Here is an 18,416-nt window from a genome sequence, read left to right as displayed (position 1 = left end):
TGAACACGTCCATAGCAACAATGGCCTGGCTACAGGATAGCTGGGACAGGCTCATGCAGCGTATGACGGGTGGGCGGCTGCCACACGCGCTGCTGGTGACTGGCGAAAACGGCGTCGGCAAGCGCCTGTTTGCCGATGCCCTGGCAGGACTGCTCGTCTGTGAAAAGCCGGCCATGGCCGGCGACTCCCCCTGCGGTACTTGCAAACAGTGTGAGCTGGTCGCTGCCGGCACCCATCCGGATATCCGTGTTTATACCCCGGAAAAGTCCCGGATGATAAAGATCGATCAGATTCGAGCACTGTCTTCGTTTGCGGTGGGCTCACCCCAGGTGGCGTCACGTAAAGTGGCAATCATCGACCGGGCTGACCAGCTCAACATCAACTCGGCCAATGCGTTGTTGAAGACCTTGGAAGAGCCCGCAGACGATGTCACACTTGTTCTTCTGCAGGAGAGTGGTCGGCCGGTTTTACCCACCATCCGTTCCCGTTGCCAGAGCCTGTTGATCGCCACCCCCGGCAGGGATCAGGCCGCCACCTGGCTGGCCGGCGCGGTGAAAGAGCTGGATGATGACAGTCGCCCGACTCCGGAACAGTGCGAAAAGGCGCTGGGCCTGGCCGCCAATGCACCGCGCCTGGCGCTGGAATACGTCACCGGTAATTTCATCACCACTCGGGACGAAGCGCTGGAAAACTTCCGCTGTTTCATGAAGGGGCAGCTCTCCCTTGCCGAGGCTGCAAAGCCCTTCAAGGCGATGGGGCTTGAAAGTGCGCTGTGGCTTTTTGAAGGCTGGGCCGGTGATCTGGCTCGTATCGGCGCTGGTAGTCAGCCCCGGGACAAGGACGCAGCGGACATGCTGACGTTCCTTGCCAGCCATAATCCGCCCTGGCGTGCCCATGAAATTCTGGATGCCATCCATGAATCCCGGTCCGCCGGTGTATACAATGTCAGTCCCGAGCTTGAGGCGGGGCGGTTACTGATTGCCTGGCAAAAACTGATGCCGGTACGCCGCCCTGCAGCGGGTTGATTTTCCCTGTCAGGTGCCTGGCGGGATAGGGCAGTTTCAGGCAACTACTGCTATGATTGCGAAATATCAGGAGTTTCTGAACTCCGGTCATCACAATAAAGATAGGTGTTAACTATGGGGCCCGGTTTTGGCGCACGCAGTGGCATTCTTACCCTGACGATCAAGGACAAGGCCGTACTCTATGCGGCTTATATGCCCTACATCCGACAGGGTGGCCTGTTCATACCCACACAGAAGCAGTATCAGCTGGGCGATGAGGTTTTCCTGTTGCTGAACCTGATGGATGAACCGGAGAAGATTCCGGTGGCCGGCAAGGTTATCTGGATTACCCCCAAGGGCGCTCAGGGCAACCGCGCTGCCGGCATTGGTGTGCAGTTCAACGGCGATGACGAAACCGCCCGCACCAAGATTGAATCCTATCTGGCGGGTTCACTGAGCTCGGACCGACCCACCCACACCATGTAAGCGTTTCAATGAACGACACCGCTCTGGAAACCTTTCACGATGCCGAGGCCCTGTATCGGGAAAAAAACTGGCCACTGAACCATATCACCCTCGCAGGCCTGCACTGGCCTGCTGACCGCACCACCAACAAGCCCCCCGTATTGCTGGCCCATGGCTGGCTGGATAATGCCCTGTCATTCGCTCGGCTGGCTCCGGAACTGGCGGGCCACCGGGATGTCTATGCACTGGATATGGCGGGCCACGGCCATTCCGGGCACCGGCCGCCGGGGCAGGGCTATCAGTTGATGGATTATGTGGCGGATCTGGCGGAGCTGGTTGAAACCCATTTCAGTGAGGCACCGGGTGGCAGGATCGACCTCGTTGGCCATTCCCTCGGTGGCATCGTCAGTGTGCTTTATGCGGCAGCCTTTCCGGAACGGGTGCGCAGGCTGGTGATGATCGACAGCCTTGGCCCTATCAGCCGCAAACCCGAGGAAGTGATCGGGCAGATGCGTAAGGCCATTTCCAAACGAATGACGGGTTCCGGAAAACCGGTCGTATACCCTGATGTCGCGGCAGCAGCCAAAGCCAGGGAGGGGGGCATGATTCCCCTGTCTCCACCGGCGGCGAGGATGCTGGTTGCCCGCAGTATGAAAAAGTCAGGACAGGGTTTCGTATGGCGGGCAGACCCCCGTTTACGTCATCCTTCCATGTTGATGATGGACGAAGCACAGGTAACGGCCTGTCTGGAAAAGGTTGTTACCCCCACACGTTTTTTGCGTGCCGAGAAAGGGCTGCTTGCGAGTCGCCCCGAGCTGGGTTCGCGAACGAATGCCATTGCAGAACTTGACCTGATGACCGTGCCGGGTGGCCATCATTGCCACCTGGAAGGGGATGTCGGGCCGGTTGTCGATGCAGTCAGAGGCTTTTTAGACGATGCAGAATAAGCGCTTGTCGCAGTTAGTCATGTTGGTCGCCGCTTTTTTAGTCGGCGGCCCGGCCGTGGTGTCGGCGCAGATGCCTCCCCCGGAGCCTTTTCCGGATTCGCGGCTGGAACAGGAAATTACCATTTCTTCGCCGGGGCACCTGGTGCTGTTCAGCCCGGTTCGTGAGGTTAATAACGAAATCCGCTCGGCGGTTATGGCACGGCTTCCGGTCAAGGGGCTCGGCCAGTTGTACGAAGTACAGGGCGGAGCCAACCGTGAAGAGGCCCGCGATCACTATCTGAGGGAACTGCAGACCCGTGGTGCCCAGATCCTGTTCGAGTGTTCTGGTCGAAACTGCGGGCGTAGTAATGTGTGGGCCAACCAGATCTTTGATCAATCCAGCCTCTATGGCCGTGATAACAACCAGGACTACCTGGTGGCGGGGTCCGTGGACGAGAACGGTAAACCCTGGCTGACACTGGTCTACACGGTTACCCGTGCCAACCAGCGCCAGTATGTCTGGGTTGAGCACCTGGTGGCCCCCCAGGGTACCGAGATTCCTGGCTTGGGGAACGAGAGTGCGCGAATCAAGGGGCCGGTTATAGTACCCTGGAAGGGGGGTATTACGTACCGCTTTGAATGGAGCAGCGCGGATCGCCGCATTATCAATGACTGGGCCGGCGAAGAGGGTGCGAGGGTCATACTGACCGCCTATTCGGAGCTCAAGGAAAACGAGAGTTTTGAAGAGTCTGCAGCGCGGGCAGAGGAAGCCGCAAAGTCTTTGGCTCAGGTTCTGGCCAAGAGTGGTGTTTCCGAGAGCCGGCAGACAATCATTACGGTTGGCCCCGCGGTTGTTATACCCAATCCCGACCGCCAGGGTGACCGGGTGGAAGTGATGGTGATTACGAGGTGAAAGGGATGAGCAAGCCGACAGATTCCACATCTCAGGATGAAGATCAGAAGCCCAAAGACGACATCTCCCAAATAGTCACCAGTTCGGGCATCTCTGCGGCGCAGTCCTCCAGGGCGAAAGAGGAACCCGCTTCAGGCAACACCGGCAAGGGCAAGACTGTTGCACTGGCGTTGGGTAGTGGTGGCGCAAGGGGCTATGCCCACATCGGTGCTATCGAGATACTGGTGGAACGCGGGTATGAGATCATTGCCATATCCGGTTGTTCCATGGGGGCGCTGATTGGCGGCGTGTTTGCTGCCGGAAAGATGAAGGACTACAAGGACTGGGTAACCGGCCTGGGGCAGTTTGATGTGCTTAAACTGCTGGATCTCACCTTTAATTCCGTGGGTGCCATCCGCGGCGAAAAGATCTTTTCTGTGGTCCGGGAAATGATTGGGGATACCCGGATTGAAGACCTGCCATTGGCCTACACCGCCGTTGCCACAGACCTTCTTGCCCACAAGGAAATCTGGTTCCAGGAAGGCCCGCTGGATCAGGCGATCAGGGCTTCCGTCGCCATTCCGAGCGTGGTGACCCCGCTGGTACTTAACGGGCGTGTGCTGGTGGATGGTGCCCTGCTGAATCCCCTGCCGATCATTCCGACGATTTCATCCCATGCAGATATGGTGGTCGCTGTAAACCTCAGTGGTGAGGATGATCGGAGTCGCCGCCTGCCGGATGCGGCGTTCGAAAACACCGGTGAAGGCGGTGTCGATATGGATGAGTGGGTGGACAAGATCCGCGACAAGGCCTCCCGCTGGTTTGACTGGGATGCGATCAAGACGTTCACGGCAAGAAAAGAGTCGGCGTCGCCTGACTCTCCGGAAGAAAAGATCAGTAGGGCGGTTAAAAAAGAGGAGACAAAAAAAATACTGCCCGCCATCAAACCGGAACCTGCAAAGCATAAGGATGATCATGAAACCATCGACTGGGACAAGCTGGGCATCGGCAAGTTCGACGTGATGAACCTGACCATCGAAACCATGCAGAGCGCCCTGGTGCAGTACAAGATTGCCGGGTATCCGCCGGATCTGCTGGTGAATATTCCCAAGAACGCCGGCCGCAGCTACGACTATCACAAGGCGCCGGAACTGATCCGGTTGGGACGTGAGCGCATGGCGGCTGCACTGGACCGCTACGAAGAAAACCTCAACAGCTCCGGGCCTCTGGCACTGTAATCATGGCGGCGGAAGCGTATAATTCCGCCCCTTGACCATTTCCGGACAGGAAGAGAGTTTGTGACCAACCCCATCGATGACCTGCATACCGTCAGGGATTACCTGCGCTACGTTTCCTCGCGTTTTGCCGATTCCCCGCTGTATTTCGGGCACGGCACCGATAATGTCTGGGACGAGGCGGTCCAGCTGGTGATGCGCAGCCTCCATCTGCCCCTGGAAAACAACACCCTGTTCCTGGACGCGCGCCTGACCCGCGATGAGCGGCAACTGATCGTGGAACGCATGGAACGCCGGATCAGTGACCGCGTGCCGCTGGCGTATCTGCTGGGCGAAGCCTGGTTTATGGGGCTGCCCTTCCACGTGGATGAGCGTGTGCTGGTGCCCAGGTCGCCTTTGGGGGAACTGATTCAGGGCGGTTTTCAGCCGTGGCTGGGAGATCATCCGGTGGGGAGAGTGCTGGATCTGTGCACTGGCAGCGGTTGTATCGGTATTGCTGCCGCCACCGTGTTTGGTGAGGCGGACGTGGACCTGTCGGATATTTCGCCCGATGCGCTGGAGGTCGCTGCTGCAAACATCGAGTATCATGAGGTCGGAGACCGGGTCAGAACTGTTCGTTCGGATGTCTTTGACGGCATCGAAGGCCGTTACGATATCATCCTCAGCAACCCGCCCTACGTAGATGCTGAAGACATGGCGGACATGCCGGCCGAATACAGCCATGAGCCGGAACTGGGCCTGGCTGCCGGTGGTGATGGGCTGGACATCGCTCACAGGATACTCGCTGGCGCAGCGAAGCACCTCAACCCGGGCGGTCTGTTGATTGTTGAAGTAGGTAACAGCTGGGTGGCGCTGCAGGAAGCCTATCCGGATCTGCCCTTTATCTGGCTGGAATTCGAGAACGGTGGTGACGGAGTGTTCCTGTTGACTGCTGAAGACCTTAATTAAGAACCCTGGATAAGATACTGAATCATGTCGGGAAATAGCTTCGGAAAATTGTTTACGGTCACCAGCTTCGGTGAAAGTCACGGCGCCGCGCTCGGGTGCATTATTGACGGTTGCCCTCCAGGGCTGGAGCTGTCAGTAGAGGACATGCAGCGGGACCTGGACCGCCGCAAGCCGGGTACGTCACGGCATACAACCCAGCGCCGGGAAGCGGACGAAGTCAAGATCCTGTCTGGTGTTTTCGAAGGCAAAACCACCGGTACCCCCATTGGCCTGGTGATCGAAAACACGGACCAGCGTTCCAAGGATTATTCGAAGATCTCCGAGCAATTCCGTCCTGCTCACGCTGATTACACTTACATGCACAAGTACGGTGTGCGGGATTATCGCGGTGGTGGCCGCTCCTCGGCGCGGGAAACCGCCATGCGGGTGGCCGCGGGTGCGGTGGCGCGGAAGTTTCTGGAGCAACGCCTGGGTATCACCATCCGTGGTTACCTGTCGCAGCTCGGCCCGATAAAGATCGAGAAACTGGATTGGGAGCAGGTCGACCAGAACCCGTTCTTCTGCCCCGATGTGGACAAGGTTGCGGAGATGGAAGCCTACATGGACGCTCTGCGCAAAGAAGGGAATTCCATTGGCGCCCGTATCAATGTCGTTGCCGAAGGCGTGCCCCCCGGACTGGGCGAGCCTATCTTTGACCGTCTTGATGCGGATCTGGCGCATGCGTTGATGAGCATCAATGCGGTAAAGGGTGTGGAGATAGGTGCCGGTTTTGGCTGTATTGACCAGAAGGGCACGGAGCACCGGGATGAGCTGACGCCCGAGGGCTTCCTTTCCAATCATTCCGGCGGCGTGCTGGGCGGCATCTCTTCCGGGCAGCCGATTCTGGCCAGCATTGCGCTCAAGCCGACGTCGAGCCTGCGGTTGCCGGGGCGGAGTATTGATGTGAACGGCAATCCGGTGGAGGTAATCACAACTGGGCGGCATGACCCCTGTGTGGGTATTCGTGCGACACCGATTGCGGAGGCAATGATGGCCATAGTGTTGATGGACCATTACCTGCGCCATCGCGGCCAGAATGCGGATGTTTCGGTGGCTACCCCGGATATCGGGCAGGCCTGATATCCGGGGTAGTTCGTAGGTCGGATTAGCCAAAGGCGTAATCCGACAACAAGCCTGCCAAGCGGTGCAAGCCACAGCAAGCCGGGCCTCTCAAAACACGCCGCAAGTACGTCCATGTAGGCTCGGTCGGGCCATCCCTGGCCCTCCACGGTTTTTAGAGGCCCTGCTTGCCGTGGCGGTCGGACTTCTGTGATAACTCTCTGGAGATTTCGTTATCTACTGGCGACTATCCAACCTCTACTTCTGGTTCTTCGCTCTCCTCGGCGGGCTGCTTCCCTATTGGTCGCTGTACCTCGAAGACCGGGGGTTTTCCTACCTTCAGATCGCCACTCTGATGGCGACCATCCAGCTTACCAAGATTATCGCGCCCAATGTCTGGGGCTGGCTGGGGGACAGGACCGGGCAGCGGGTTCGGTTGGTCCGGTTCGGGGCGATTGTTGGTTCGCTGTTTTTTGCCGGTGTGTTTTTGGAGCCCGGGTTCTATGGGCTGCTGTTGGTGATGCTGGCGTTTACATTTTTCTGGAACGCGATTCTCCCACTTTATGAGGTGATCACCCTGCGGGCGCTGGGTACCCAGCGGGACAAGTACGGCAAGGTTCGGCTGTGGGGGTCCGTGGGGTTTATCGGTGCTGTGGCGCTGGTGGGCGGGATACTGGAGTTGGTTCCGATCAATCTGTTGCCCTGGTTGCTGTTGCCGGTGTTTGCGGGGATTGCGGTGTCGGCGTTTCTGGTGCCGTCAGAGCGGGGTGAGCGTAAGCCTCCCGCCCCCAAGGGCAGTCTGAAGGCGATTGTGACGCACCCCGCGGTGGTGACGTTTTTCCTGATGAATTTCCTGCTACAGGTGTCCCACGGAGCCTATTACACGTTTTTCAGTATTCATCTTGAGCAACACGGGTACGGCAAGCTGGCAATCGGGCTGTTGTGGTCGTTGGGGGTGCTTGCAGAAATCGGGTTGTTTCTGGTGATGCACCGGCTGACCAGAAATTTCACGGTACGGCAAATTGCGATTGGAGCGCTTGCCCTGACGATGATTCGCTGGGTGCTGATTGCGGAAGTGACGGATGTGCTGGCCGTGTTGATCTTCGCGCAGCTTCTCCATGCGGCTTCTTACGGGGCACTCCACGCGATTTCGGTGCAGTACATCCAGGGATTCTTTGGTCAACACCACCACGGTCAGGGGCAGGCGTTGTATAGCGGACTGACCTTTGGCGCTGGTGGTGCGATTGGCGCCTGGATGTCGGGCTTTCTAGTGGACGGGTTCAGTACCTCGGCGGCTTTCTGGGGTGGCGCGATCGCAATGGCCATCGCCATTGTGATCACCTGGCGGGGTCTGAGACCGCCACCGGAGCATTAACCGGCGCTACTGCAGTTCGGATGCGATATCCAGCAATGCCCGGGCCTGGGGGCTCAGCGACCGGCCTTTCAATCCCACGCCGCCGAGGATACGGCTGACGGAGTGTGGCACGGACAGCACGGTCAAGGAGTCGTCCACCATACTCACTGGCAACACACTCCAGCCCAACCCGACACTGGCCATCATCTTGATAGTTTCAAGGTAGTTGGTCGGCATCTGGATCTTCAGAGGCAGGCCAGCGTCCAGAAACAGACGGCTGATTGTGCGGTAGGTGGCAGTGCCGGCTTCGGGTAACAGGGCATCGAAGCGGGACAGATCTTCCAGCCCAGGTTTTTCCAGTGAAGCCAATGGATGCTCCGGCGACACCACAAACGCCATGGCATCCTCCCAGCGCACATACACCTCGAACGCCTGGTCCATGCTTTCACTCAGGGTAACAAACGCCAGCTCTGCGGTACGTTTGCGCATCCGCCCGAAAGCGCCTTCGGAGTCCATGAACTGCAGCTCCAACGACACCTCCGGATAATCCCGGTTCAGCCGCCGCAACCAGGCCGGCAGGTGGTGCAGGCCGATGTGGTGGCTGGCAATTACCGACAGTGGCCCCGAAACCGCACCTTCCCGATCCGAAAGCGCCTGCCGGGCATTGTGGACTTCATCCAGAATTCGGCGGGCATGGGGCAACAGACGAGCGCCGGCATCCGTCAGCCTGACCTGTCGGTTGCTGCGGTCAATCAGCTTTGTTCCCAGTTGGTTTTCCAGTGCCGCCAGTCTTTTGCTGATTGCGGGCTGCGTCAGATGGAGCAGCTCAGCGGCTTCCGAGAAGGACTCCTGGTCCACGATTGTCAGGAAGGCCTTGAGTGAGTTTGCGTCCATGGTTTTTGCCTCTTTGACTGCGGCTCAGGTGGAGGTCCTATGCCGTGAATTTGCGTGTTGTCTTCGCATTAACGTAGGTCGGATTAGCCGAAGGCGTAATCCGACATCGGTGTTGGCGGCAAGAACAACGTCGGATTTCGCTCCGCTCTATCCGACCTACGATGAATCGGCACCTGCAGGCTCGAATAAGGTCCGACAAGCCTGGTGGTAAGGGCCTCCCAAAACCGTGGAGCGCCAGGGACGGCGCGACCGAGCCCCCACGGATGGGTTAACGGCGTGTTTTGGGAGGCCCTTACCACCAGGCGACCCGCACGCAATCATCAGGCCCGGCTTTGGGTGGGCTTAGCCAAACCAAAGCGTAATATTCCAAACCGGAATGCACAACATAAAAAACATGAATTGAGGTTATCCAGGGCGAAGCGGTAAGATAGAACCATAGCGGTAAAACCAGAAACCCCCGGACAGTGAGAGAGAACATGGCGGGCAAGACCTTATACGACAAATTGTGGGACGACCATCTCGTCAAGCAGCGGGACGACGGCTCAGCTTTGATCTACATCGACCGGCACCTGCTTCACGAAGTTACCTCACCACAGGCCTTCGAAGGGCTCCGCCTGGCCGGTCGCAAACCCTGGCGGCTGGACGCCAACCTGGCAACGCCGGATCATAACGTACCTACCACGGATCGCGCCCGTGGGGTGGAAGGCATCGTCGACCCGGTATCGCGGATTCAGGTGGAAACCCTGGACAAGAACTGCGACGAGTTCGGGATTCTTGAGTTCAAGATCAAGGACCAGCGCCAGGGTATCGTGCATGTGATCGGGCCGGAGCAAGGCGCAACGCTTCCGGGGATGAGCATCGTGTGTGGCGATTCTCACACCTCTACCCACGGCGCCTTCGGCTGTCTGGCCCATGGTATTGGTACGTCCGAAGTCGAGCACGTGCTGGCGACCCAGTGCCTGGTTCAGCAGAAGATGAAGAACATGCTGGTGAAGGTGAATGGCAAGCTGGGGCCTGGCGTGACCGGGAAGGACGTTGTACTGGCCATCATCGGCAAGATCGGTACTGCGGGTGGCACTGGCCACGCGATCGAGTTTGGTGGCGAGGCGATTCGTAACCTCTCCATGGAAGCCCGCATGACCATCTGCAACATGTCCATCGAGGCTGGTGCCCGGGTGGGTATGGTGGCAGTGGATCAGACCACTATCGACTACGTGAAGGATCGCCCGTTCGCTCCGAAAGGCGAGATGCGCGACAGGGCCATTGAATACTGGAAGACGCTGCACAGCGATGACGATGCGGTGTTCGACAAGGTGGTGGAGCTCGAAGGCTCCGAGATCATGCCGCAGGTGAGCTGGGGTACGTCTCCGGAAATGGTCGCCGGCGTGGGTGGCAAGGTGCCGGACCCTGAGGCAGAAAGTGATCCCATCAAGCGGGAAGGCATTGTCCGCGCCCTCAAATACATGGGCCTTAAACCCAATATGCCGATTACCGAGATCAAGCTGGACCGTGTGTTCATCGGCTCCTGCACCAACAGCCGCATCGAAGACCTTCGCGAAGCCGCGGCGGTGGTCAAAGGGCACAAGGTGTCACCATCGCTCAAGCAGGCCATGGTTGTGCCAGGCTCCGGCCTGGTGAAGGTTCAGGCCGAGCAGGAGGGGTTGGACAAGATTTTTCTCGAAGCTGGTCTTGAGTGGCGTGACCCGGGCTGTTCCATGTGCCTGGCCATGAATGCCGACAAGCTGGGGCAGGGAGAGCATTGTGCATCTACCTCCAACCGCAACTTCGAGGGCCGTCAGGGCTTTGGTGGGCGAACGCACCTGGTGAGTCCGGCGATGGCGGCTGCGGCGGCGATCAAAGGGCACTTTGTTGATGTCCGCGAGATGATGAACTGATCCACAGGAGAGACACCATGCGAGCGTTAAAGCAACACAAGGGCATCGTTGCCCCCATGGACCGGTCCAATGTGGATACGGACATGATTATTCCCAAACAGTTTCTGAAATCCATCAAGCGCACTGGTTTCGGCCCCAACCTGTTTGATGAGTTGCGCTACCTGGACGAGGGCAAGCCGGACCAGGATTGTTCCCAACGGCCGATCAACCCGGACTTCGTGCTTAACCAGGACCGCTACAGCAACGCCAGCGTACTGCTCGCCCGCCGCAACTTTGGCTGCGGTTCCAGCCGCGAGCACGCGCCCTGGGCGCTGGAAGATTTCGGGTTCCGCGTTATCATAGCGCCCAGTTTTGCGGATATTTTCTACAATAACTGCTTTAAGAATGGGTTGTTACCTATTGTTCTGGATGAAGAAAGTGTTGATCGACTTTTCCAGGAAGCAGAAGCTGAAGAAGGATATCAACTGGCCGTCGACCTGGAAGCGAAAACCGTTATCACGCCATCCGGCGAGTCGTTCAGCTTCGAGGTGGATGATTTCCGCCGGCATTGTTTGTTGAATGGCCTCGATGATATTGGTGTGACGCTGGAGGATGCGGAGGTGATCAAGGCCTACGAAACATCGCGGCGGGAAACGGCGCCTTGGTTGTTTGGGGCGGGTGGTTGATTGGCGTTCGGTAAAGTATGAGAGTTTGTCGGATTACGCCTTCGGCTAATCCGACCTACATTGGATCGCAAACCGTAGGTCGGATTAGCGAAGCGTAATCCGACAATGTGAAAAATTTTAAAGGAAACAAAATGTCCCGAACTATCCTGCTGCTCCCGGGAGACGGCATCGGCCCGGAAATTGTCGCGGAAGCGGAAAAGATCCTGCACAAGGTCAACGAAACGTTCAGCCTGGATCTGCACTTCGAATCCGCTCTCGTTGGCGGAGCGGCAATCGACGAGACCGACACGCCACTCCCGGACGAAACCCTGGACAAGGCCCGCAAGGCCGACGCGATTTTGCTGGGTGCTGTTGGCGGCCCAAAATGGGACAAACGTCCCATGGCCAGTCGCCCGGAAAAAGGGTTGCTGGGTCTGCGCTCCAATCTCGAGCTGTTTGCCAACCTGCGCCCCGCGATTCTGTATCCGCAGCTCGCCTCCGCGTCTTCGCTGAAGCCGGAAGTGGTTTCCGGCCTGGACATCATGATCGTCCGTGAGCTGACCGGTGGCATTTATTTCGGCCAGCCACGGGGTGTTCGTGAGCTGGAAAATGGCGAGCGTCAGGGTTACAACACATACGCTTACACCGAATCGGAAATTCGTCGTATAGGCCGGGTAGCCTTTGAGGCCGCCCAGCAGCGGGGCAAGAAACTCTGTTCAGTTGACAAGGCGAATGTTCTGGAAGTCACTGTTCTGTGGCGGGAAATCATGGAAGATCTGCGCCGGGAATACCCGGATGTGGAGCTTTCCCATATGTACGTGGATAATGCCGCCATGCAGCTGGTGCGCGCGCCGAAACAGTTCGATGTGATTGTGACTGGCAACATGTTTGGTGATATTCTTTCGGACGAAGCGGCAATGCTGACAGGCTCCATCGGTATGCTGCCGTCTGCTTCCCTGAACTCCGAGAAGCAGGGCATGTATGAGCCCTGTCACGGTTCCGCGCCCGATATCGCGGGCCAGGGCATTGCCAATCCGCTGGCCACTATCCTTAGTGTCGCCATGATGTTGCGGTACAGTCTCGGTGAGGATAAAGCTGCCGGGGCGATTGAGGCGGCGGTCAGCAAGGTGCTGGATCAGGGCCTGAGAACGGCGGATATCATGTCTGCCGAGGGCCGGAAAGTGTCCACCCGTGAGATGGGTGATGCGGTTCTGGCGGCGCTCTGAGGCCGGTAATGTTTTGAGACCCGACGACAACGCGATGCTGTTGTCGCGGGATCATCCATCCTGTCCCTGCCAGCGATAAAGGCAGAGGGCGGGCATAAAACGAGGTTCAAAGGTCGCACATGAAGCGAGTTGGACTTATTGGCTGGCGCGGTATGGTGGGCTCTGTCCTCATGCAGCGCATGCGTGAAGAAAACGATTTCGCGGATATCGAACCGATCTTCTTTACCACGTCCCAGGCCGGCAAACCGGCTCCGGACGTAGGGAAAGAGGGTGTACCTGCATTGCAGGATGCCTTCGATATCGACACCCTGAAAACCTTGGATGTGGTGGTTACCTGTCAGGGTGGCGATTACACCGGTGCGGTGTACCAGAAACTCCGTGATGCCGGATGGCAGGGCTACTGGATTGATGCGGCTTCCACGCTGCGGATGGTCGATCACTCCGTCATTGTGCTTGATCCGGTCAATCGCAATGTGATTGACGACGCACTGGCCAAGGGCGTGAAAGACTACGTCGGTGGCAACTGCACCGTCAGCCTGATGATGCTGGCCCTTGGTGGCTTGCTGGAGCAGGACCTGATCGAGTGGGTGTCGCCCATGACATACCAGGCTGCTTCAGGCTCAGGCGCGCAGAACATGCGTGAGCTGCTGAACCAGATGGGTGAGCTCAAGGACGCCGTGGGCAACGAGTTGGCAGATCCTTCATCCGCCATTCTCGAGATTGACCGCAAGGTCACCGACACCATGCGCTCTGACGGTTTCCCCACTGAGCACTTTGAAGTACCACTGGCAGGCAGCCTGATTCCGTTTATCGACAAGCAGCTTGATAACGGCATGAGCAAGGAAGAATGGAAAGCTGGCGTAGAAACCAACAAGATTCTTGGTCGCAGCGACAATCCTATTCCCATAGATGGTATTTGTGTCCGTATCGGTGCCATGCGCTCCCATAGTCAGGCGCTGACTATCAAGTTGAAGAAGGATCTGCCGATATCCGAAATAGAGTCGATTCTGGCGAAAGCCAACGACTGGGTGAAGGTGGTTCCTAACGAGCGTGATGCCACCATCCGGGAACTCACGCCTGCGAAGGTTACCGGAACCCTGAGTGTTCCGATCGGTCGGATCCGGAAACTTGCCATGGGGCCGGAGTATATCTCTGCATTCACGGTAGGTGACCAGTTGCTGTGGGGTGCGGCTGAACCGCTGCGCCGGATGCTCCGCATCCTTCAGGAGAAGTAGCGCGGTCCTGCAGCGGGCAAGATTATGCCAACTGTGTCCGGTTTCAGAGAACCGGTCAGGGGCGGAGGCTGAAATACGCCTCCGCCCCTGTTATTTTCGGAAGCGTTTTGTAAATGTTCCGGCCATTTAAGGCTCGGAAGGGTAGGGTTTTGGCTGTTGGAGTAACCGGATCATCGTTTGGTAACAATATGTTACCAAGTATATATGAAAAAATGGTACAAGGTCTGCAGCTTCATGATTGATAAAATAGGCATTATCAACAATACTTGCGCAACTGAATATTAAAAACATTACATAATAACGATAGTAATCAAGACGGAAGTCATCCAACCTCGTCCGATATCTGTTCCCAGGAACAGTAACGAATAACGGAGACTGGTAAGGAAAAAGCATGAAGGTACGCAAGCTTGCGGTTGCTCTGGCTCTGGCGGGAGGGCTCGGTTCCGGCGTCGCACAGGCCCTGGGTCTGGGAGAGATTGAATTACAGTCCTATCTGAATGAGCCTCTGGACGCAGAGATCAATCTGCGTAAAAGCGAGGGAGTGGACCCCGGTGATGTGTTTGTAAACATCGCTCCCGAGTCAGCCTATGAAAGGGTTGGTATCGACCGGAACTATTTCCTTACCAAACTCGATTTCCGGGTGACAACGGCCAGAGATGGCAGCCTGGTGGTCAACGTCTCGTCCAGGGAGCCCTTGCGGGAGCCCTACCTCAACTTCCTGCTGGAAGTGACCTGGCCAAACGGCCGGCTGATGCGTGAATACGCCGTGTTGGTGGATCCTCCGGTTTACGCCGAGGAGTCAGGGGTGCAGGAGCAGGTTTCCGCACCTGCCACTCGACAGGCATCGCAACCGTCACAAGGACAGGCCCAGCCGCGGGCCCAGGCGAGGTCGCAGGAATTACAGCGCTCTACTTCACAGCGTTCACGTACCTTTGGCCCCACTGGTCCTTCGGATACCCTGTGGACCATCGCGGTCAGCGTTCGGCCGGATAACAGCCTTTCCACACAGCAGGTGATGCTGGCGCTGCAGGATCTTAATCCGGATGCCTTTATCGGTGGCAATATCAACCGCCTCAAGCGCGGTGAAGTTCTGCGTGTGCCTTCCATCGAGGATATCCGCAGCCGTTCCCGTGATGAGGCCACCAGGCAGGTCGCATTGCAGAACGAGGCATTCTCCAGCCCCGAGCGTACGGTAGACGCTACCGATACCCAGGTCGCCTCCGGGCAGGATACCCAGGGGACAACTGGCGGTGATGAACTGAGATTGCTTGCCAGTGATGACAGCAGTTCGCGCGATGCAGACGAAGGTGGTTCAGCAGGTGGGGATGGCAATACTGCAGGTGGTGTCGATGCTGGCACCGCCGTTGCGATGGAAGAGCTTGAGAGTGCCCGCCGCGAGAACGACGAACTCACTGGACGTGTCGATGACCTGCAGGAGCAGGTAGAGACGCTCCAGCGGCTGCTTGAACTCAAGAACACCCAGCTTGCGGAGATTCAACAGGCGGACGCTGAGGGAAGCGAAGAGCAACCCGTCGATGCGCCTGATGACGAAACCCTTGCCGAACAGGTAGCGGAAGACGACGTTGAAGCCGAAGGTGATTCCGAAGCAGATCTCGCGGAAGCGGAAACTGAACAGGTTGATACCGCTGAAACTGATGCCGTTGACGCTGATGAAATGGCTGATGACCAGGTAGCTGCTGCTGATGACGACGAGGCAGAGCCGTCAGCAATGGATGAAGAGCCTTCAGCATCGGACAGAGAGCCGTCAGCCACGGGTGAAGAGCCATCAGCTACAGGTGAAGAGCCATCGGACCTTGCCGCAACCGGATCCGATGACGCTGCGGCAGATGACGAACGCGACGAAGAGGCTGCAGTTGCAGCACCGGCATCGCAGCAGCCAGGCCAGCAGCCTACTACGCCGCCGGCGCAGCCTGACAAGGGCTTTCCGGGCAATATTATCAGCGCCATTACCAACAATACCCTTTACCAGGTTGCGTTGGGCGGTGGTCTGATTCTTCTGCTGCTGCTGTTACTGCTTCTGGCCCGTCGCAATGCCAATCGCGAAAAAGAGTTCTACGATCAGCTTAACGGCGATGCCGACAGTGACACTGACACCTTCGACCTGACGCTGGACGACGAGGAAGGCGCGGAGAGTCCGGAAGGCGATCCATTGGCCGAAGCGGACACCTACATTGCCTATGGCAGAATGGACCAGGCTGCCCAGTCCCTTGAAACCGCCATTTCGCGCGAGCCAAGCCGCACAGATCTCCGGCTGAAGCTTTTGGGGGTCTATGCCGATACGCAGGACCGGGCATCGTTCGAGAAACAGCTCGGCGAAGTTGAGGCACTGGATGACGATGAGGCTATTGCCGAAGCCCATGATATGCGGTCGCGCCTTGAAGAAGCCGAGTCAATGCCGAGCATTGATGACCTTGAGTCACAGCTGAGGTCCGATTCGTACGGTACTGAGTCCTCCGTGGACAAGGCGGATGACACCGCTGAGGACGGCCTTTCTGATGAATTCGCTTCTGATCGCTACGAATCCCGTCCAGGCGAAGAGGAAGAAGATGAGTTTGGCAGTCTGGAAACGGACTTTTCCGAACTTGATATTGATGAACAGGAAGAAGCGGGCACTGACAGGGAATCCGGTCCGGATGACATGATTGAATACGACCTCTCCGGTGTGGAGTCGTCCACAGATGAAAAGGATGAACTGACGGAGCAGGGCGCCAGCGAGTCCGAGGCTGATGACCTGGCTGACAACTCCTTCGATTTCACCCTGGAGGATGAGTCTACCGACGGGGCGGCGAAGGCAGACGATGAAGAAGATCTGAGCTTTGAGCTCGGTGACGTTGATGCTGATGCCGACGAATTCGCCTCACTGGAGCTCGATGAAGAAGAGCTGGAACCCTCCGGGTCTGAGGCTGAGCCTGAGACTGCGGAAGCTGAGGAAAGCAAGCCAGAAGAGGATGACTTGCAGGAAGGCGAACTCGATTCGCTGGACGAGTCATTCCTTGATGAGCTGGATGCAGAACTGGACAAGGTTGCCGGAGATGAGGGTGCATCTGGCGACAGCGATGAAAATGAGCTGGATGATCTGGAGCTCGATGTTTCTGACGAGGACCTTGCTTTGATGGAAGAGTTCGCAGACTCCGGCGATAGTGCAGGTACAGACGGTACTGACGTGGAAAACAACGCTGCACGACTCGACGAGGAACTGGGGCTTGAAGACGCGCTGAGCGGCGAAGAGCCCGCAGACCCGGAAGAGACTGTTGCCGGTGCCGAAGCTGTTGAAGAAGAGCTGCCGGAACTTGGCGAAGATGCAGAAAGTGACGAGGCGAACGAAGAGCCTCCCGTTGCCTCTACGGCGGCTGCGTCAAAATCGGCTGACATCGATGAGTCCGACCTGGGCGACGACGATGACTTTGACTTCCTGTCGGGCACCGATGAGGCGTCAACCAAGCTGGATCTGGCCAGGGCCTACGTTGAGATGGGTGATGTGGACGGAGCCCGGGATATCCTGGAGGAAGTTGCTCTGGAGGGAAATGAGGAGCAGAAAGCGGAAGCGCAGGATCTCCTTAAAAATCTGTCCTGATTCGCTATAATCAGGGGAGGAAGCGCAAAACGCCGGCTACCGGGCCAAGCCTGGACCAAATGCCGGCGTTTTGCTTTGTCATCAGCACCGAATTCCGGACGACTCATTGTTTCTTACACCGCAACCACTGACCACCGATAGCTCCATCGGGGCGGGGCGTGTAGCGCTCGCTTTCGAGTATGACGGCCGGGGATTCCACGGCTGGCAGTATCAGAAGTCCGGTGTTCGCTCGGTTCAGGGCGAGTTGACACATGCCGTATCAAAAGTGGCGGACCACCCGGTTGAACTGGTCTGCGCGGGCCGCACCGACGCTGGTGTCCATGCCAGTTACCAGATTGCCCATTTCGAAACCCCCTCTGTACGTAATCCCCGCTCGTGGGTAATGGGTATCAACACCTCCCTGCCTTCGGATATTGCCGTGCACTGGGCCGGCAATGGTGTGGGGGACTTCCATGCGCGTTTCTCGGCAACGTACCGGCGTTACCGGTACGTGATTTATAATCACCCGGTACGGCCGGGCATCCTCAGTGGTCAGGTCAGCTGGACCTTCCGGCCACTGGATGTCGGCGTGATGAATCAGGCGGCCCAGTTCCTGAGAGGGGAGCACGATTTCTCGTCATTTCGTGCCGCCGGTTGCCAGTCCAGATCCCCCATCCGGTTTCTTGAGGCCATCAACGTAACCCGAAAGGGAAAGTTCGTCGTAATTGATGTGCAGGCCAATGCATTTCTACACCACATGGTCCGTAATATCGCCGGCGCACTGATGGCCGTTGGTAGCGGGCAGCAGCAGCCGGAATGGATTCGTGAGATACTTGAGAGCAGGGACAGGACCGTTGCGGGCGTGACTGCGCCACCCCATGGATTGTACCTGGTGGATGTGGGGTACCCGGCCGAATTCCCGATTCCCGCGGCACAATGTGGGCCAGGCTTTGTGGCGCCCTGGTTCAGCGACGCCGACAACAGACCGCGCCCCCCGACTCACATACATCGAAAGCAGCGATAACA

At 57.8% G+C, this 18,416-nt stretch carries 15 protein-coding genes; 14 read left to right on the top strand and 1 reads right to left on the bottom strand.

The genetic code is table 11. The features are described from left to right. Window positions 1–20 precede the first annotated feature (20 nt). From holB to FDP08_RS03055, 8 genes are all read left to right on the top strand, one after another. Window positions 21–1,025, top strand: coding sequence for a DNA polymerase III subunit delta' (holB, locus tag FDP08_RS03090; RefSeq protein WP_137437200.1), 1,005 nt, complete (start codon window positions 21–23; stop codon window positions 1,023–1,025). A 114-nt stretch (window positions 1,026–1,139) separates the two neighbouring features. Continuing rightward, window positions 1,140–1,490 (top strand): PilZ domain-containing protein, encoded by a 351-nt coding sequence (locus FDP08_RS03085; RefSeq protein ID WP_008171779.1) that lies wholly within the window; start codon window positions 1,140–1,142, stop codon window positions 1,488–1,490. An 8-nt stretch (window positions 1,491–1,498) separates the two neighbouring features. Next, window positions 1,499–2,416 (top strand): alpha/beta fold hydrolase, encoded by a 918-nt coding sequence (locus FDP08_RS03080; RefSeq protein WP_137434566.1) that lies wholly within the window; start codon window positions 1,499–1,501, stop codon window positions 2,414–2,416. A 19-nt stretch (window positions 2,417–2,435) separates the two neighbouring features. After that, window positions 2,436–3,308, top strand: coding sequence for a DUF4892 domain-containing protein (locus tag FDP08_RS03075; RefSeq protein WP_137434565.1), 873 nt, complete (start codon window positions 2,436–2,438; stop codon window positions 3,306–3,308). Window positions 3,309–3,313: 5 nt separating this feature from the next. Next, window positions 3,314–4,525, top strand: coding sequence for a patatin-like phospholipase family protein (locus tag FDP08_RS03070; protein WP_137434564.1), 1,212 nt, complete (start codon window positions 3,314–3,316; stop codon window positions 4,523–4,525). A gap of 60 nt (window positions 4,526–4,585) precedes the next feature. After that, a complete protein-coding gene (prmB, locus tag FDP08_RS03065; protein WP_137434563.1) occupies window positions 4,586–5,470 on the top strand; it encodes a 50S ribosomal protein L3 N(5)-glutamine methyltransferase in 885 nt (294 codons plus the stop codon). Window positions 5,471–5,494: 24 nt separating this feature from the next. Next, window positions 5,495–6,589: a chorismate synthase gene (gene aroC / locus FDP08_RS03060; RefSeq protein ID WP_137434562.1), complete on the top strand. Its 1,095-nt coding sequence runs from the start codon at window positions 5,495–5,497 to the stop codon at window positions 6,587–6,589. Window positions 6,590–6,803: 214 nt separating this feature from the next. Continuing rightward, a complete protein-coding gene (locus FDP08_RS03055) occupies window positions 6,804–7,943 on the top strand; it encodes an MFS transporter (protein ID WP_137434561.1) in 1,140 nt (379 codons plus the stop codon). A 6-nt stretch (window positions 7,944–7,949) separates the two neighbouring features. Here FDP08_RS03055 and FDP08_RS03050 read toward each other — a convergent pair whose 3' ends face one another. Further along, window positions 7,950–8,816: a LysR family transcriptional regulator gene (locus FDP08_RS03050; RefSeq protein WP_137434560.1), complete on the bottom strand. Its 867-nt coding sequence runs from the start codon at window positions 8,814–8,816 to the stop codon at window positions 7,950–7,952. Window positions 8,817–9,292: 476 nt separating this feature from the next. Here FDP08_RS03050 and leuC point away from each other — a divergent pair, with 476 nt between their 5' ends. The 6 genes from leuC (at window position 9,293) to truA (ending at window position 18,414) form a co-directional block, all read left to right on the top strand. Next, entirely contained in the window at window positions 9,293–10,711 is a 1,419-nt protein-coding gene (gene leuC, locus FDP08_RS03045) for a 3-isopropylmalate dehydratase large subunit (protein ID WP_137434559.1), read from the top strand. Window positions 10,712–10,728: 17 nt separating this feature from the next. Further along, window positions 10,729–11,376 carry a 3-isopropylmalate dehydratase small subunit gene (gene leuD, locus FDP08_RS03040; protein ID WP_137434558.1) on the top strand — a complete coding sequence of 216 codons (648 nt, stop codon included), beginning with the start codon at window positions 10,729–10,731 and terminating at the stop codon, window positions 11,374–11,376. 131 nt (window positions 11,377–11,507) lie between these two features. After that, window positions 11,508–12,581, top strand: a complete 1,074-nt coding sequence (gene leuB, locus FDP08_RS03035; protein ID WP_137434557.1) for a 3-isopropylmalate dehydrogenase — start codon at window positions 11,508–11,510, stop codon at window positions 12,579–12,581. A gap of 119 nt (window positions 12,582–12,700) precedes the next feature. Continuing rightward, window positions 12,701–13,816, top strand: coding sequence for an aspartate-semialdehyde dehydrogenase (gene asd / locus FDP08_RS03030; protein ID WP_137434556.1), 1,116 nt, complete (start codon window positions 12,701–12,703; stop codon window positions 13,814–13,816). 391 nt (window positions 13,817–14,207) lie between these two features. Then, window positions 14,208–17,411, top strand: coding sequence for a FimV/HubP family polar landmark protein (locus FDP08_RS03025; RefSeq protein ID WP_137434555.1), 3,204 nt, complete (start codon window positions 14,208–14,210; stop codon window positions 17,409–17,411). 106 nt (window positions 17,412–17,517) lie between these two features. Then, window positions 17,518–18,414 carry a tRNA pseudouridine(38-40) synthase TruA gene (gene truA, locus FDP08_RS03020; RefSeq protein WP_137434554.1) on the top strand — a complete coding sequence of 299 codons (897 nt, stop codon included), beginning with the start codon at window positions 17,518–17,520 and terminating at the stop codon, window positions 18,412–18,414. The last annotated feature ends 2 nt before the right edge of the window (window positions 18,415–18,416 follow it).

Origin of the sequence: Marinobacter panjinensis, assembly GCF_005298175.1 — a bacterium.
GTDB classification, from domain to species: Bacteria; Pseudomonadota; Gammaproteobacteria; order Pseudomonadales; family Oleiphilaceae; genus Marinobacter; species Marinobacter panjinensis.
The sequence above is the reverse complement of the archived record's forward strand: the minus strand, read 5'-3'. Positions and strand labels throughout refer to the sequence as shown.

What these genes read in the sequence shown, in the direction of transcription:
- aroC (WP_137434562.1), top strand. Translation starts at nt 5,495, where the DNA reads ATGTCGGGAAATAGCTTCGGAAAATTGTTTACGGTCACCAGCTTCGGT.
- leuD (WP_137434558.1), top strand. Translation starts at nt 10,729, where the DNA reads ATGCGAGCGTTAAAGCAACACAAGGGCATCGTTGCCCCCATGGACCGG.
- FDP08_RS03070 (WP_137434564.1), top strand. Translation starts at nt 3,314, where the DNA reads ATGAGCAAGCCGACAGATTCCACATCTCAGGATGAAGATCAGAAGCCC.
- FDP08_RS03080 (WP_137434566.1), top strand. Translation starts at nt 1,499, where the DNA reads ATGAACGACACCGCTCTGGAAACCTTTCACGATGCCGAGGCCCTGTAT.
- asd (WP_137434556.1), top strand. Translation starts at nt 12,701, where the DNA reads ATGAAGCGAGTTGGACTTATTGGCTGGCGCGGTATGGTGGGCTCTGTC.
- FDP08_RS03025 (WP_137434555.1), top strand. Translation starts at nt 14,208, where the DNA reads ATGAAGGTACGCAAGCTTGCGGTTGCTCTGGCTCTGGCGGGAGGGCTC.
- FDP08_RS03050 (WP_137434560.1), bottom strand. Translation starts at nt 8,816, where the DNA reads ATGGACGCAAACTCACTCAAGGCCTTCCTGACAATCGTGGACCAGGAG.
- FDP08_RS03085 (WP_008171779.1), top strand. Translation starts at nt 1,140, where the DNA reads ATGGGGCCCGGTTTTGGCGCACGCAGTGGCATTCTTACCCTGACGATC.
- holB (WP_137437200.1), top strand. Translation starts at nt 21, where the DNA reads ATGGCCTGGCTACAGGATAGCTGGGACAGGCTCATGCAGCGTATGACG.
- leuC (WP_137434559.1), top strand. Translation starts at nt 9,293, where the DNA reads ATGGCGGGCAAGACCTTATACGACAAATTGTGGGACGACCATCTCGTC.
- FDP08_RS03075 (WP_137434565.1), top strand. Translation starts at nt 2,436, where the DNA reads ATGTTGGTCGCCGCTTTTTTAGTCGGCGGCCCGGCCGTGGTGTCGGCG.
- leuB (WP_137434557.1), top strand. Translation starts at nt 11,508, where the DNA reads ATGTCCCGAACTATCCTGCTGCTCCCGGGAGACGGCATCGGCCCGGAA.